Consider the following 15495-nt stretch of genomic DNA (forward strand, 5'->3'; position numbering starts at 1 on the left):
CCAAATGAAGCTGTCAGCGCTGACCGAGGGTACGGAAGAGGCGCAGGTGACGGGGTTCGCGATCGATCACCGCAAGGTTGCGCCGGGTACGGTATTCGGCGCGTTCGAAGGCGCGCGCGTCAACGGCGAGGACTATATCGCCGACGCGATCCGGTCGGGCGCGATCGCGGTGGTCGCGCGGCCCGGGCTGACCGTCGAGGGCGCCGCCTATATCGCCGACGAGAACCCGCGCGAGCGGTTCGCGCAACTGGCGGCCAAATTCTTCGCGCCATTTCCCGAGACGTCGGTGGCGATCACCGGCACCAACGGGAAGACGTCGTGCGTCGAGATGACGCGCCAGCTGTGGCGGATGGCGGGCTTCCATGCGGCGTCGATCGGCACGCTGGGCGTGACGACCGCCGACGAGCGCGTGACGACCGGGCTGACGACGCCCGACGTGGTGACGTTCCTGTCGAACGTGGCGGGGCTGGCGCGCGAAGGCGTGACGCACCTGGCGTTCGAGGCGTCGAGCCACGGGCTGACGCAATACCGGACTGAGGGGCTGAAGGTGGCCGCGGCGGCATTTACGAACCTCAGCCGCGATCACCTCGACTATCACGGCGACATGGCGGCGTATTTCACCGCCAAGATCCGGCTGTTCTCCGAAGTGCTGTCGACCGATGGCACCGCGGTGGTGTGGGCGGATGATCCGCAAGCGGCGCGCGTGATCGACCTGGCGCGCGAGCGCGGCAACCGGCTCGTGACGGTCGGCACGCAGGGTGAGACTCTGCGGCTGGTGGCACGCGATCCGACGCTGCTGGGGCAGGGGCTGACGATCGAGGCCGAGGGGCGGACGTACAAGGTGACGCTGCCGCTTATCGGGGCGTATCAGGCGGCGAATGCTTTGGTGTCCGCCGGGCTGGTGATCGCGACGGGCGGCGACGTGGCCGCGACGATCGCGAACCTGGCGCGGTTGCAGCCGGTGCGCGGGCGGCTGGAGCGCGCGGTGATCGCGAAGTCGGGCGCGCCGGTCTATGTCGATTACGCGCATACGCCCGATGCGCTGGAGGCCGCGATCGCCGCGCTGAAGCCGCATGCGGGGGGCAAGCTGATCGTCGTGTTCGGCGCGGGCGGCGACCGCGATACGGGCAAGCGCGAGACGATGGGGCAGGTGGCGGTGCTGCATGCCGACCGCGTGATCGTGACCGACGACAATCCGCGGACCGAGGATGCGCGGGCGATCCGGAGCGACGTCCTGAAGGGCGCGCGCGGGGCCGAGGAGATCGGCGACCGCCGTGCGGCGATCGCTGCTGCTGTGCGCGAGGCTGGGCCTGAGGATATCGTGCTGATCGCGGGCAAGGGGCATGAGCAGGGGCAGATCGTCGGCGACATGGTTCTGCCGTTCGACGACGTGAGCGTGGCGCGGGAGTGTGCTGCGTGAGGGGGGCTAGATCTTCATTCCCTTCCTGCTTGCGGGACGAGACAGCACTTCTGCTCCTCTCCCATTCATGGGAGGGGTCGGGGGAGGGCGCGATGTACGTACTGGCGTCCGGCCTGTTTGGTCAGCCCCTCCCCCGACCCCTCCCGCAAGCGGGAGGGGAGCAGTGAGTCTGTGGACTTCGGCTGAGATCGCGGTCGCCACGGGCGGTGTGGCGTCGGGCGACTTCTTGGTCTCCGGCGTTGCGTTCGATTCGCGTGAAGTTGGCCCGGGCGATCTGTTCATCGCGATGAGGGGCGAGGCGAGCGACGGGCATCTGTTCCTCGACCAGGCGTTTGCGCAGGGCGCCGCCGGGGCGATCGTGTCGGAGCCTTGCGACCACCCGCACGTCCTCGTCGCGGACAGTTTCGTCGCGCTGAACGCGCTCGGCGCCGCGAGCCGTGCGCGCAGTGGCGCGACGATCATCGGCGTCACCGGGTCGGTCGGCAAGACCAGCGCGAAGGAGGCGCTGTTCGCGTGTCTCGAGCGTGCGGCGCCGGGCGCGGTGCATCGCTCGGTCAAGAGCTACAACAACCATACGGGCGTGCCGCTGAGCCTTGCGCGGATGCCGCGCGATGCGGTGTTCGGCGTGTTCGAGATGGGGATGAACCATGCCGGCGAACTGGCCGAACTGACGCAGCTGGTGCGGCCGCATATCGCGATGATCACCGCGATCGCGCCCGCGCATACCGCCTTCTTCCGCGACGAGAGCGCGATCGCGGATGCCAAGGGTGAGATCTTCGCCGGGCTGATGCCGGGCGGCACCGCGATCGTCCCGTATGACAGCCCGCATCGCGACCGGCTGCTCGGCCATGCCGCGCCGCATGCCGCGCATGTCGTGACCTTCGGCAGCGAAAAGGGGGCCGACGTGCGCGCGATCGAGGCGATGCGGCTGCCGACCGGCGGGACGTTCGTCACGGCGCGGATGGGGCAGGCCGCGGACCACGAGCTGAGCTTCACGATCGCGCAGCCGGGCGCGCACTGGGTTTCGAATGCGCTGGGCGTGCTGGCGTGCGTGCAGGCGGCGGGCAGCGATCTCGGGCTCGCAGGGCTGGCGCTTGCCGAGCTCGGCGGGCTGCAGGGGCGCGGCGCGCGATCCATGGCATCTGTCGGTGACGGCGAGATCCTGGTGATCGACGAGAGCTACAATGCGAACCCGTCATCGATGCGCGCGACGCTCAGCGTCCTCGCCCACGAACCGGGGCGCCATATCGCGGTGCTCGGCGAGATGCGCGAACTGGGCGACGCCTCGGCGGACTATCATGCCGGGCTTGCCGAACCGATCCTTGCGGCGCGCGTCGAAATGGCGCTGCTGGTCGGTGAAGCGATGGCACCGCTTGCGCAGGTGCTTGAGGGACAGATCGAAACCGTCCATGTGGGCGACGCTGCGACCGCGCTCGCCACGCTACGGACGTTTGTCGCGCCGGGCGACGCCGTGCTCGTCAAGGGATCGAACGGGGTTGGGCTCGCTCGGATCGTGGCAGGTCTCTTGAGCGGGAAAAACTGAATGCTGTACTGGCTCGCCGAGCATCTGGGGTTTCCCGGTCTGCTGAATCTCATCCGGTACCAGACGGTGCGGACCGGCGGGGCGGTCGCGACCGCGCTGATCATCGGCCTGATCATCGGCCCCAGGTTCATCGGCTGGTTGCGCGTGCGGCAGGGCAAGGGCCAGCCGATCCGTGCCGACGGCCCGCAAACGCACCTGGCCAAGCGCGGCACGCCGACGATGGGCGGGCTGATGATCCTGACGTCGATGTGCCTTGCGATCTTCCTGTGGATGGACCTGAGCAACACCTATGTCTGGGCGTGCCTGTTCGTGACGCTCGGCTTCGGGACGATCGGGTTCATGGACGACTATGACAAGGTGCGGAAGGCGAGCACCGCGGGGATCAGCGGGCGGACTCGGCTGCTGCTGGAATTCGCGATCGCCGGGATCGCGGCGACGATCATCATGTCGCAGAACGGGCCGCATCTGTATCTGCCGTTCACGTCGCGGCTGTATCTCGATCTCGGCTGGTTCTTCCCGGTGTTCGCAGCCTTCACGATCGTGTCGTTCGGCAATGCGGTGAACCTGACCGACGGGCTCGACGGGCTGGCGACGATGCCGGTGATCATCGCGAGCGTCGCGTTCATGCTGATCGTGTACCTCGTCGGGAACGTGAAGTTCGCCGATTATCTGGGCATCCCGCATGTCCCGCGTGCGGGCGAACTCGCGATCTTCTGCGGGGCGATCGTCGGGGCGGGGCTTGCGTTCCTGTGGTTCAATGCGCCGCCGGCTGCGGTGTTCATGGGCGATACCGGCTCGCTGGCCCTTGGGGGCGCCCTGGGGACGATCGCGGTCGTCGCGCATCACGAGATCGTGCTGGGGATCATCGGCGGGCTGTTCGTGATCGAGGCGCTGTCGGTGATCATCCAGGTGTTCTTCTACAAGCGCACGGGCAAGCGCGTGTTCCGGATGGCGCCGATCCACCATCATTTCGAACAGCTCGGCTGGGCGGAGGCGACCGTCGTGATCCGCTTCTGGATCATCGCGCTGGTGCTGGCGCTGGTCGGCCTCTCGACGTTGAAACTGCGGTGATCGTCGCGAAGGCCTGGCGCGGGAAGCGCTATGCGGTGCTGGGGCTCGCGCGGTCGGGGGCGGCGACGGTGCGGGCGCTGGTCGCTGGCGGCGCGGGGGTTGTGGCTTGGGATTCGGATGAGGCCAAGCGTGAAGCAATCCTCCCCGGCACGGGGAGGGGGACCAGCTCTGCTGGTGGAGGGGGGGCTGTTCCGGGCGTTGCGCCTGCGGATGGCCCCCTCCACCCCCAGCCTTTGGCTGGCGGTCCCCCTCCCCGTGCCGGGGAGGATTTGCGTGTTGCGCCATTGGAGGATCTTTCGGGGTTCGACGCCTTGGTCGTGTCGCCGGGGGTTCCGTTGAATACGCATCCGCTGGCCGCGGTCGCGCGCGACGCGGGCGTTCCGGTCATCGGCGATATCGAGCTGTTCGCCAAAGCCCGCGCGGACCTGCCGGCGCACAAGGTCGTCGGGATTACCGGGACCAACGGCAAGTCGACGACCACCGCTTTGGTGCATCACATCCTCAAGACCGCCGGTATTCCCACGCTGATGGGCGGCAATATCGGGTTGCCGATCCTCGAGCAGGAGGCGCTACCGGAGGGCGGGGTCTATGTGCTCGAGCTGTCGAGCTACCAGATCGACCTGACGCAGACGCTCGATTGCGATGTCGCGGTGCTGCTCAACATTACGCCCGATCATCTCGACCGGTATGACGGGTTCGAGGGCTATGCGGCGTCCAAGGCGCGGCTGTTCGCGATGCAGTCGGCCGGGCATGACGCGATCATCGGGATCGGCGATGCGCCGTCCGCCGCGATCGCGCGCGGGTTGTCCGGCAGGGCTGAGCATCTGACCAAGATCGCGCCCGGCGTGTGCCTGTTTCAGGGCGACTGGCCCGCGCTGCAGGGGCCGCACAACGCACAGAACGCGCTCGCGGCGATCGCGGTGGCCAAGGCGCTGGGCGTGAGCGAGGTCGATATCGATCGCGCGCTCGCGAGCTTCACCGGCCTGCCGCATCGGATGCAGCAGATCGCGTCTTATGGCGGCGTCGCCTATGTCGACGACAGCAAGGCGACCAATCCCGAGAGCACGGCGCCCGCGCTCGCCGCGTTCGAGCGGGTCCACTGGATCGTCGGCGGGCGCGCGAAGGGGGACGACCTCGACGCGTGCCGTCCCGCATTCGGGCATGTCGTCCGTGCCTATACGATCGGCGAGGCCGGGCCGAAATTCGCCAAGATCCTGGGCGGGTCGATGCCCGTCGAGACCGTCGGCACGCTCGACGCCGCGGTTCGTGCAGCAGCCGCCAATGCGAAGCCGGGGGACACGGTGTTGTTATCCCCTGCTTGTGCTAGCTTCGACCAGTTTCGCGATTACGAAGCGCGCGGGGCGGCGTTCCGTGCCGCGGTAGAGTTGCTGGCATGACCGATTTGCGCGCTGGAACCATAAATATGGGTGTGCCCGGACAGAAGAACGGGATCGTCGCGAAGATGAAGCGGCGTGGCGGGCGCGGCGATCAGTCGCCGCTGGGCACGTGGTTCTGGGATATCGACCGGATGCTGCTGTTGCTGACGCTGTTCCTCATCGCGATCGGGCTGATCGCGGTGGCGGCGGCGTCGCCGGCCAGCGCGGTCCGCTATTCGGGCGAGCATCGCAAGATCGCACCGCTCTATTATTTCTGGCGGCAGCTGATGTGGGTCGGCGTGTCGTTGCCGGTGCTGATCGGCGTGTCGATGATGCCCGTATCGATGGCGCGGCGAATGGCGATCGGCGGGTGTGCGGCGTTCGTGCTGATGCTGATGGTGACGCCGTTTATCGGGGTCGAGGTGAACGGGGCGCGGCGCTGGCTCGGCTACGGCTTCGCGCAATTCCAGCCGTCCGAGTTCCTCAAGCCGCTGTTCATCGTGACGGTCGCGTGGCTGTTGTCGCTGCGCGCGAAGGATTCGGAACTGCCGACGGTGCTGATCACCGGCGCGATGACGGCGGGCGTGGCGGTGCTGCTGATGCTGCAACCCGATTTCGGCCAGACGATCATCTTCTGTTCGGTGTGGCTGGCGCTGCTGATGATCGCGGGGACGCCCGCCAAGGTGCTGATCGGGCTGATCGCGATGGCGCCGGCGGGGCTGGTCGCGGCCTATGTGTTCTACGGCGTGGCAAGGTCGCGGATCGACGCGTTCCTGTTTCCGGGCGTCGAGGGCGAGGGCGCGGGCGACCATTTCCAGACCAACGCGGCGCACAACACGCTGACCGCGGGGGGCTGGTCCGGGACCGGGCCCGGCGCGGGCGCGGCGAAGTTCGGGCTGCCCGAGGCGCATACCGATTACATCTTCTCGGTGATCGGCGAGGAATTCGGGCTGATCGCGTGTTCGGTGATCGCGGTGATCTTCCTGGCGATCGTCGTGCGCGTGTTCGTCAAGCTGCTGGACGAGCAGGACGAATTCAAGCTGCTGGCGTCTGCCGGGCTGGCCACGCAGTTCGGCGCGCAGGCGCTGGTGAGCATGGCGGTGAACACCGGGCTCGCGCCGTCGAAGGGAATGACGCTGCCGTTCATCAGCTATGGCGGATCGTCGATGATCGCGCTTTCGGTCGGCATGGGGTTGCTGCTGGCGTTCACCCGGCGCAATCCGTTTCTCACGCGGAGCCCCTATGTCGTCCGCTGGAGTGGTGAATGACTAAGCATTATGTCCTCGCAGCCGGTGGCACCGGGGGACACATGGTCCCGGCGGCGGCGCTTGCGGCCGAGCTGACCAAGCGCGGCCACCGCGTCGCGCTGGTGAGCGACGCGCGCGGCGTGCGCTTTCCCGGGCTGTTCGACGAGATCCAGACGCATGTCCTGCCCGCGGGCCGCTTTGCCGGTGGGCCGCTCGGCTGGGCGAAGGCGACGCGCGAGATGTGGCGCGGGCGGGCGATGGCGCGCGAACTGTACGCGACGTTCAAGCCGGCGGCGGTGATCGGTTTCGGCGGCTATCCGGCGCTGCCCGCGCTGCTGGCGGCGTTTGCGGACAAGATTCCGACCGCGGTGCACGAGCAGAATGCGGTGCTGGGGCGCGTGAACCGCTTCGTTGCAGGCCGCGTCGATGCGATCGCGACCTCGTCCGAGCCGACCGAGCGGCTGGCGGCCAAGCTGCTGGGCAAGACGCATCTGGTCGGCAATCCGGTGCGCGAGGCGGTGCTGGCGCTGCGGTCGCGGCCCTATCCGCTGCTCGAGGAGGACGGGATCTTCCGCGTGCTCGTGACGGGGGGCAGCCAGGGGGCTAGCATCCTGTCGCAGGTGGTGCCCGATGGGCTGGCGATGCTGCCGGTGACGTTCCGGCGGCGGCTTCAGGTGACGCATCAGGCGCGGATCGAGGATATCGATGCGGTGCGTGCGAAATATGCCGAGCATGATATTCCGGCCGAACTGGCTACGTATCTTCCCGATATGCCCGAACAACTCGCCTGGGCGCATCTTGTGATCGCGCGCGCGGGTGCGTCGACGATTTCGGAGCTGACCGCGGCCGGGCGTCCGGCGATCCTGGTGCCGTTGCCGAGTGCGACCGACGACCACCAGACCGCAAACGCGCGCGAGATGACTCGGGCAGGCGGCGCGCGGACGATCGCGCAGGGAGACTTTACCGCAGTGGAACTGGCCAAGCAGATGCAGAAACTCGGGCTCGACCCGGCCGCGTTGCAGAACGCGGCGGGACGCGCGCGCAGCTGCGGGCGGCCGAATGCCGCAAGCGATCTGGCGGATCTGGTCGAGAGCCTGGATGCACCGGTGTCGCGGATTCCGGTCGGTGCGCCGTCCAAGCCAAAGGCGCAGTTCGCATGAAGACGCTCGCAAAAATCCTCCCCGGGACGGGGAGGGGGACCGTGCGCAGCATGGTGGAGGGGGCTCTCCTCCAGCGCTGTGTTTCGTGGCTTGCCCCCTCCACCCCGCCGCTGCGCGTCGCGGTCCCCCTACCCTTGCAGGGGAGAATTTTCGCATGAGGGGTGTCGCAACGGATATCGGCACGATCCATTTCGTCGGGATCGGCGGGATCGGCATGTCGGGCATCGCCGAGGTGATGAAGAATCTCGGCTACCGCGTGCAGGGGTCGGACGTCGCCGAGGGCTATGTCGTGCAGGGCCTGCGCGACAAGGGGATCCCGGTCGCGATCGGCCATGCCGCGGCGAATATCGGCGATGCCGCGGTGGTGGTCGTGTCGACCGCGATCGTGCGCTCGAACCCCGAGGTCGAGGCAGCGCTCAACGCGCGCGTGCCCGTGGTGCGGCGTGCGGAAATGCTCGCCGAGCTGATGCGGCTGAAGTCGACGGTTGCCGTTGCGGGCACGCACGGCAAGACGACGACGACATCGATGGTGGCGGCGTTGCTCGACGCAGGCGGCGTCGATCCGACGGTGATCAATGGCGGCATCATCAACTCCTACGGCTCGAACGCGCGACTGGGTGCGAGCGACTGGATGGTGGTCGAGGCGGACGAGAGCGACGGCAGCTTCCTGCGGCTCGACGGGACGATCGCGGTCGTCACCAACATCGATCCCGAGCATCTCGATCATTACGGATCGTTCGACGCGGTGAAGGATGCGTTTGTCGAGTTCGTCGAGAACGTGCCCTTCTACGGGGCGGCGCTGCTGTGCCTCGATCATCCCGAGGTGCAGGGGATCCTGCCGCGCGTGCGCGACCGGCGGATCGTGACCTATGGCTTCTCGGCGCAGGCGGATGTCCGCGGTGTCGAGGTGACGCCGATCCCGGGCGGCAACCGCTTCGACTGCGTGGTGCGGACGCGTGACGGCGCGACGCGCACGATCCACGGGATCGAGATGCCGATGCCAGGCCGGCATAACGTCCAGAACGCGCTGGCCGCGATCGGCGTCGCGCTCGAGCTGGGCATCGAGGATGCGACGATCCAGCAGGGCTTTGCCAAGTTCGGCGGCGTGAAGCGGCGGTTCACCAAGGTGGGCGAGGTTCCGGTCGAGGGTGGCGGTGTGGCGATCATCGACGATTACGGGCATCATCCGGTCGAGATCCGCGCGGTGCTGGCCGCCGCGCGCGAGGGGGCGAAGGGGCGCGTGATCGCGGTCGTGCAGCCGCATCGCTATTCGCGGCTCGGCAATCTGATGGAGGATTTCCAGACCGCATTCAACGACGCGGACCGGGTGCTGGTGACTCCGGTCTATGCGGCGGGCGAGGCGCCGGTCGAGGGCGTCGATGCGGCGGCTTTGGTCGAGGGGCTGAAGCGGCGCGGGCACCGGTTTGCCGGCGCGGTCGCGGACGCCGATGCTCTGGCGGTCGAACTGGCGGCGACGATCGAGGCTGACGACATGGTCGTTTGCCTTGGCGCTGGCGATATTACCAAGTGGGCGTCTGGGCTGGCCGATGCGATCGCGGTCGAGCGTGCGAAGGTGCCGGCGTGAGTGATGGCGCGCAAATCCTACCCGGTACGGGGAGGGGGACTATGCAGGGCATGGTGGAGGGGGCTGGCCACGGGCGTGCCGTTTCGGGCGGGCCCCCCTCCACCGCCTTTGGCGGTCCCCCTCCCCGTGCCGGGGAGGATTTGCGGGGGTCTCTGACTCCGAATGGCAGCCTGGCGGACTTTATCTGGTTTCGCACCGGCGGGGCGGCCGAGTGGCTCGTGCGGCCTGCGGATGTCGAGGATCTGGCTGGGTTGTTGAAGGGTCTCGATCCTTCGACGCCGGTTCTGCCGGTGGGCGTCGGCTCAAACTTGATCGTCCGCGACGGCGGCGTGCCGGGCGTGGTCGTACGCCTCCCCAAGGCGATGGCGAAGGTTTCGGTGCAGGACGGTCGCGTTCGCGCCGGGGCTGGGGCGATGGGAATTACCGTCGCTAGCGCCGCGCGCGACGCGGGGATCGCGGGGCTCGAGTTTCTGCGCGGGATTCCGGGGACCGTGGGCGGTGCGGTGCGCATGAACGCGGGGGCCTATGGGCGCGACGTCAGCGATATCCTGATCGAGGCGACCGTCGTCACGCGCGACGGGGCGGTCGAGACGTGGCCGGCGGCGCGGTTCGGCTATGTGTACCGGCATTCGGATTTGCCCGCGGGTGCGGTGGTGGTCGAGGCGGTGTTCTCGGGCACGCCGGGCGAGCCTTCGGTCATCGGGGCCGAGATGGACCGGATCGCTGCCGAGCGCGAGGCGTCGCAGCCTTTGCGGTCGCGCACCGGCGGATCGACCTTCAAGAATCCCGAGGGGCACAAGGCCTGGGCGCTGATCGACGCGGCCGGGTGTCGTGGGCTGACGCGCGGCGATGCGCAGGTCAGCGAGAAGCATTGCAATTTCCTGCTGAACCTCGGGTCCGCGTCGAGCGCGGAGATCGAGGCGCTGGGTGAAGAGGTACGGACCAAGGTGAAGGCGCATTCTGGGGTGACGTTGGAATGGGAAATCCAGCGGGTTGGTGTCGCCCGTCATCCTAACGAAAGTCAGGATCCAGAGCCAAAAGCGGCGCGCTCGGTAACCCTGGATCCTGACTTTCGTCAGGATGACGAGGGGGTGGCGAAGTGAGTACGCCTCTTCACATCGCGGTGCTGATGGGCGGCTGGTCGGCGGAGCGTGAGGTTTCGCTGATGTCGGGTAATGGCTGTGCCGATGCGCTGGAGTCTCTCGGGCACCGGGTTACGCGGATCGACATGGGGCGCGACGTCGCGGCCAAATTGGCTGACGCCAAGCCCGATCTCGTGTTCAACGCGCTGCACGGGACGCCCGGCGAGGATGGCTCGGTGCAGGGGCTGCTCGACCTGATGGGCGTGCGCTACACGCATTCGGGGCTTGCGACGTCGGTGATCGCGATCGACAAGGTGCTGACCAAGCTGCTGCTCGTCCCGGCCGGTGTGCCGATGCCGGGCGGGCGGATCGTCAAGTCGGCGGACCTGTTCGAGGGCGATCCGATGGCGCGGCCTTATGTGCTGAAGCCGGTCAACGAAGGGTCGTCGGTCGGCGTCGCGATCGTCACCGATAGCAGCAATTACGGCAACCCGATCGCGCGCGACAGCGTCGGGCCGTGGATCGATTTCGAGGAGCTGCTCGCCGAGCCCTATATTCGCGGGCGCGAGCTGACGACCGCGGTGCTCGGCAACCGGGCGCTCGGCGTCACCGAGTTGAAGCCCAAGACCGGTTGGTACGACTATGAGTCGAAATATACCGACGGGATGACCGAGCATGTCTGCCCGGCGGAAATCCCCGACGAGATCGCCGACGCCTGCAAGAGCCTCGCGCTCGAGGCGCACCGGTTGCTCGGCTGCAAGGGCGCGTCGCGGTCGGATTTCCGCTGGGACGACGAGCGCGGCGTCGACGGGCTGTTCCTGCTCGAGGTGAACACGCAGCCGGGAATGACTCCGCTCAGCCTCGTGCCCGAACAGGCGCGGCATATCGGCATGAGCTATGCCGAACTGGTGCAGGCGATCGTCGACGAGGCGCTGGCCGATCATCCGCTGGCGCAGGCCGGCGCGCCATGAGCCGGACGATCAAGCGCGGCCCGCCGCCCAAGCGGCCTGCCCCGCGGCGTAAGGTCGCGGTCAAGAAGGTGTCGGCGATGGACCGGCTGGTCGGGATGCTCCCGGTCAGCGAGGATACGCTGCGCAAGATCGCGACCTGGTCGATTCTCGGCGCGGGCGGTGCGGTGGCGATCGCGGCGGCGACGTGGATCGGCATCCCCGGCATGATCGGCGCGGCGGTGGCCGAAGGCGCGGGGCGCGCGGGCTTCAAGGTCGAGCAGATCGAGGTGACGGGCCTCAAGCGGATGGACCGGATGTCGGTCTATGCGGTCGCGCTGGAGGACAAGCAGAACCAGACGTCGATGCTGTCGGTCGATCTGGAGGCGGTGCGGCAGAAGCTGTTGCGCTATGGCTGGATCGCCGACGCGCATGTCTCGCGGCGGCTGCCCAACACGATGCTGGTCGATATCGTCGAGCGGACGCCGGCCGCGGTGTGGCAGGATAATGGCCAGCTGACGCTGATCGATTCGTCGGGCGTGCTGCTCGAACCGGTCCAGCCCGAGGCGATCCCGAACCTGCCGCTGGTGATCGGGCCGGGTGCGGATCGGCAGGAGGCGTCGTACCAGACGCTCCTCGCAGCCGCCCCTGCGCTGAAGCCGCGCGTGAAGGCCGCGACCTGGGTCGGCAATCGGCGCTGGGACCTGACGTTCGAGAGCGGCGAGACGTTGGCGCTGCCCGAAGATGGCGCGCCGCGGGCGCTGGTGAAGTTCGCCGAGCTGGATGGCGCGCGGCCGTTGCTGGGGCGCGGCTGGATCCGGTTCGACATGCGCGATCCGACCAAGCTGGTCGCGCGCAAGCCTGGCGCGAGCCTGGCGCACAGCGTCGACGTGCCGGCGCCAGCTAGCGCGCCGGAAACGGGCGAGAATACGACTATTCCGTCGCAAACGGCGGGCGCGAACGTAACGGGCGGGGAGGGATGACATGGCGAAGGTGGCACCGGAAGGGCTGATCACGGCGCTCGATATCGGGTCGTCGAAGGTTTCGGCGATGATTGCGCAGAAAGGGGACGGGGGCGAGTTGATCGTGCTCGGTACCGGCCAGCGCGAGAGCCGCGGCGTCAAGCGCGGCTATATCGCCGACATGGCGACGACCGAGGCGGCGGTGCGCGAGGCGGTCGAGCAGGCTGAGCGGATCGCGGGGATCAACATCGAGAATGTCTGGGTCGGCTTCTCGGCCGGCGGGCTCGTGTCCGACGTCGCCGAGGTCGAGTTCGAACTGGGCGGCCACCGGGTCGAGCAGCAGGATATCGATGCGTTGCTGGCAGCAGGGCGCAATTCGATCGATCCGCAGGGGCGGATGGTGCTGCATGCGCAGCCCGCGCTCTACACGCTCGACGGGCTGACGGGCGTGAAGACGCCGCTCGGGCTGCATGCCGATCGGCTTGGCGTGCATATCCATGTGGTGGCGGCGGACGGATCGCCGGTGCGCAACCTCGACCTGTGCGTGCGCTCGGCGCATCTGGAGGTGAAGTCGATCATCGCCTCACCGGTCGCGACGGGGCTGGCGTGCCTGAGCGATGAGGAGCGCGAGCTGGGCGTCGCGCTGGTTGAGATGGGCGCGGGGATCACCAACGTGTCGCTGTTCGCGGGGGGGATGCTGGTCGGGCTGACCTCGATCCCGATCGGTGCGCAGGACATTACGGATGACATCGCCAGCGCGTTCGGGACGCGGCGGCAGAATGCCGAGCGGATGAAGTGCTTCCACGGATCGGCCAATGCGTCGCCGCGCGACAATCACGACATGATCCCGGTCATGCCGATCTCGGCCGAGGACGGCGCGGGCGAGGGGGCGCAGATCACCAAGGCGCAGCTGATCGGCGTGATCCGCCAGCGGCTCGAGCATCAGATGGGGGAGGTGCGCAATGCACTCACCAAGCTGAAGTTCGAGGGGCCGGTCGGGCGGCAGGTCGTGCTGACGGGTGGCGGCGCCGAGCTGAAGGGGGTCGCCGATTATGCGCAGCAGGCGCTCGGACGCTCGGTCCGGATCGGTCGACCGCGCGGGTTGACCGCGCTGCCGGAAGCGCATGGCGGACCGGCGTTTGCGACGCTAGCGGGGTTGGCCTTCTATGCGGCGACCAACCCGATCGACCTTCGCGGGCTCGCGCCGCAGCGGACGACGGTGCACCGACCAAAGGGCATGGGCATGGTCCGCAAGTTGATTCAGGCGGCACGCGCGAATTATTAAGAGTTTCGAGGGTGCTGGCGTTATTTCGGCTGGAACAGGCCGTAACGTTGGTGCACACAGATTAATCAGGGGCCCGGCCGTAGCGTATCTACCGGGTTGTGCGGAGAACGGCGATGAGCATCGAATTCCTTAGTCCCGAAGTGGACGATCTGGCCCCCCGCATCGCGGTGATCGGCGTCGGCGGCGCAGGCGGCAACGCCATCGCCAACATGATGCGGGCCGACGTCCAGGGCGTCGACTTCCTCGTGGCGAACACCGACGCGCAGGCGTTGAAGCAGTCGACCGCACCGCAGCGGATCCAGCTGGGCACCAAGATCACGCAAGGGCTCGGCGCCGGCTCGCGTCCCGAGATCGGCCGCGCGGCCGCCGAGGAGACGATCGACCAGCTCGCCAAGATGCTCGAAGGCGCGCACATGTGCTTCATCACCGCCGGCATGGGCGGCGGCACGGGCACGGGCGCGGCACCGGTCATCGCCAAGGCGGCGCGCGACATGGGCATCCTGACCGTCGGCGTCGTGACCAAGCCGTTCGCGTTCGAGGGCAACCGTCGCGCCAAGTCGGCCGAGGGCGGCATCGACGAGCTGCAGAAGTATGTCGACACGCTGATCGTCATCCCGAACCAGAACCTGTTTCTCATCGCCAACGCGAACACGACCTTCAAGGAGGCGTTCACGATGGCGGACGAGGTCCTCCAGCAGGGCGTCCGCAGCATCACCGACCTCATGGTGATGCCGGGCCTCATCAACCTCGATTTCGCCGACGTCCGCTCGGTGATGCAGGAGATGGGCAAGGCGATGATGGGCACCGGCGAGGCGAGCGGCGACAACCGCGCGCTCGAGGCCGCGCAGAAGGCGATCTCGAACCCGCTGCTCGAAGGCGTCAGCATGCGCGGCGCGAAGGGCGTCATCATCTCGATCACCGGCGGCGACGACATGCGCCTGCTCGAAGTCGACGAGGCCGCGAACCACATCCGCGACCTGGTCGATCCCGACGCCAACATCATCTGGGGCTCGGCCTTCAACCAGGAGCTTGAAGGCAAGATCCGCGTCTCGGTCGTCGCGACCGGGATCGACGCGGATGCGCGTCCGCCCGAAGCTGCGCCCGAGCCGACCCGCTCGTTCAGCTTCGGATCGCGCAAGACCGACGAGAATACCTCGTTCCGTCCGAGCGAGCCGTCCGCACCGGCTGCTGCCGCTGGCCAGGCGGGCGAAGAGCCGCTCGACCTGACCGCGTCGTCGGAAGTCGAGACCGCGTCGACGTCGGATGACGAGCTTGTGCTTGGTGCCGAGACGATGGTGCCGCAGGCTGCTCCGGCGCCAGCGCCGGTCGCCCCCGCGCCGCAGCCGGCGCCTGCGCCGCGCACCTATGCGGACGAAGCCTATGGTCGCGGCCCGATCGCGCGTCCGGCTTCGGCCTCGACGATGCCGCCGGCGCGCGCCCCGATCGCCCCCGCGATCCCCGTGCCGACCCCGGCCGCGGACGAGGGTGGCGCGCGTCGCCGCTGGCTCGCGCCGGGTGCCGAGGCTGCGCCCGAGGCGGTTCCGGCTGCACCGCGCGTCAAGCTCGGCGGTACGCTGTTCGAGCGTATGTCGAATGCGGCGCGGGGCGCAGCGAAGGAAGAGGGCGATGCGGCTCCGCAGGACCCGCTCGACATCCCGCGCTTCCTGCATCGGCAGAATAACCAGTAAGTCTGGGCGCCGTTCTCCCGGTCTGACGGGAGAACGGCGGGGCCAGATGGATTGGTGGCGGTCTCGTTCTCCAACATCACCTCCCGGGCGAAGGCGGGAGAGGCGGTGTTTCAGCGTGAACGCTTCTCC

Annotated in this window: 12 protein-coding genes; all 12 read left to right on the forward strand. The window is 68.1% G+C overall.

The features are described from left to right. Positions 1 to 4 precede the first annotated feature (4 nt). Positions 5 to 1420, forward strand: a complete 1416-nt coding sequence (locus tag EV283_RS08695; protein WP_130324462.1) for a UDP-N-acetylmuramoyl-L-alanyl-D-glutamate--2,6-diaminopimelate ligase — start codon at positions 5 to 7, stop codon at positions 1418 to 1420. 163 nt (positions 1421 to 1583) lie between these two features. Beyond that, positions 1584 to 2963 (forward strand): UDP-N-acetylmuramoyl-tripeptide--D-alanyl-D-alanine ligase, encoded by a 1380-nt coding sequence (gene murF, locus EV283_RS08700; protein WP_242615879.1) that lies wholly within the window; start codon positions 1584 to 1586, stop codon positions 2961 to 2963. Next, on the forward strand, positions 2964 to 4034 hold the full coding sequence (gene mraY, locus EV283_RS08705; protein WP_130324466.1) for a phospho-N-acetylmuramoyl-pentapeptide-transferase: 1071 nt from the start codon (positions 2964 to 2966) through the stop codon (positions 4032 to 4034). Continuing rightward, positions 4031 to 5431, forward strand: coding sequence for a UDP-N-acetylmuramoyl-L-alanine--D-glutamate ligase (murD, locus tag EV283_RS08715; protein ID WP_242615880.1), 1401 nt, complete (start codon positions 4031 to 4033; stop codon positions 5429 to 5431). The genes mraY and murD overlap by 4 nt, the downstream gene beginning before the upstream one ends. A 65-nt stretch (positions 5432 to 5496) precedes the next feature. After that, positions 5497 to 6678, forward strand: a complete 1182-nt coding sequence (locus tag EV283_RS08720; protein ID WP_130325077.1) for a putative peptidoglycan glycosyltransferase FtsW — start codon at positions 5497 to 5499, stop codon at positions 6676 to 6678. Further along, positions 6675 to 7817: an undecaprenyldiphospho-muramoylpentapeptide beta-N-acetylglucosaminyltransferase gene (gene murG, locus EV283_RS08725; RefSeq protein ID WP_130324468.1), complete on the forward strand. Its 1143-nt coding sequence runs from the start codon at positions 6675 to 6677 to the stop codon at positions 7815 to 7817. Before EV283_RS08720 ends, murG begins: the two co-directional genes overlap by 4 nt. A gap of 154 nt (positions 7818 to 7971) precedes the next feature. Further along, entirely contained in the window at positions 7972 to 9402 is a 1431-nt protein-coding gene (gene murC / locus EV283_RS08730) for a UDP-N-acetylmuramate--L-alanine ligase (RefSeq protein ID WP_130324470.1), read from the forward strand. 140 nt (positions 9403 to 9542) lie between these two features. Next, positions 9543 to 10505 carry a UDP-N-acetylmuramate dehydrogenase gene (gene murB, locus EV283_RS08735; protein WP_242615881.1) on the forward strand — a complete coding sequence of 321 codons (963 nt, stop codon included), beginning with the start codon at positions 9543 to 9545 and terminating at the stop codon, positions 10503 to 10505. Beyond that, on the forward strand, positions 10502 to 11455 hold the full coding sequence (locus EV283_RS08740) for a D-alanine--D-alanine ligase (protein ID WP_130324472.1): 954 nt from the start codon (positions 10502 to 10504) through the stop codon (positions 11453 to 11455). Before murB ends, EV283_RS08740 begins: the two co-directional genes overlap by 4 nt. Further along, the gene (locus EV283_RS08745) at positions 11452 to 12414 is read left to right on the forward strand and encodes a cell division protein FtsQ/DivIB (RefSeq protein WP_130324474.1); all 963 of its coding nucleotides are present in this window, start codon (positions 11452 to 11454) and stop codon (positions 12412 to 12414) included. The genes EV283_RS08740 and EV283_RS08745 overlap by 4 nt, the downstream gene beginning before the upstream one ends. 1 nt (position 12415) lies before the next feature. After that, positions 12416 to 13678 carry a cell division protein FtsA gene (ftsA, locus tag EV283_RS08750; RefSeq protein WP_055880042.1) on the forward strand — a complete coding sequence of 421 codons (1263 nt, stop codon included), beginning with the start codon at positions 12416 to 12418 and terminating at the stop codon, positions 13676 to 13678. 113 nt (positions 13679 to 13791) lie between these two features. Next, complete coding sequence (gene ftsZ / locus EV283_RS08755) at positions 13792 to 15366, forward strand: cell division protein FtsZ (RefSeq protein ID WP_130324476.1); 1575 nt, start codon at positions 13792 to 13794, stop codon at positions 15364 to 15366. The last annotated feature ends 129 nt before the right edge of the window (positions 15367 to 15495 follow it).

The sequence above is a fragment of the Sphingomonas sp. BK036 genome, from assembly GCF_004216825.1.
Taxonomy (GTDB): Bacteria; Pseudomonadota; Alphaproteobacteria; order Sphingomonadales; family Sphingomonadaceae; genus Sphingomonas.

Excerpts from the sequence above, each read along its gene's own strand:
- EV283_RS08695 (WP_130324462.1), top strand. The coding sequence starts at position 5 with ATGAAGCTGTCAGCGCTGACCGAGGGTACGGAAGAGGCGCAGGTGACG.
- mraY (WP_130324466.1), top strand. The coding sequence starts at position 2,964 with ATGCTGTACTGGCTCGCCGAGCATCTGGGGTTTCCCGGTCTGCTGAAT.
- EV283_RS08720 (WP_130325077.1), top strand. The coding sequence starts at position 5,497 with ATGAAGCGGCGTGGCGGGCGCGGCGATCAGTCGCCGCTGGGCACGTGG.
- murG (WP_130324468.1), top strand. The coding sequence starts at position 6,675 with ATGACTAAGCATTATGTCCTCGCAGCCGGTGGCACCGGGGGACACATG.
- murC (WP_130324470.1), top strand. The coding sequence starts at position 7,972 with ATGAGGGGTGTCGCAACGGATATCGGCACGATCCATTTCGTCGGGATC.
- EV283_RS08745 (WP_130324474.1), top strand. The coding sequence starts at position 11,452 with ATGAGCCGGACGATCAAGCGCGGCCCGCCGCCCAAGCGGCCTGCCCCG.
- ftsA (WP_055880042.1), top strand. The coding sequence starts at position 12,416 with ATGGCGAAGGTGGCACCGGAAGGGCTGATCACGGCGCTCGATATCGGG.
- ftsZ (WP_130324476.1), top strand. The coding sequence starts at position 13,792 with ATGAGCATCGAATTCCTTAGTCCCGAAGTGGACGATCTGGCCCCCCGC.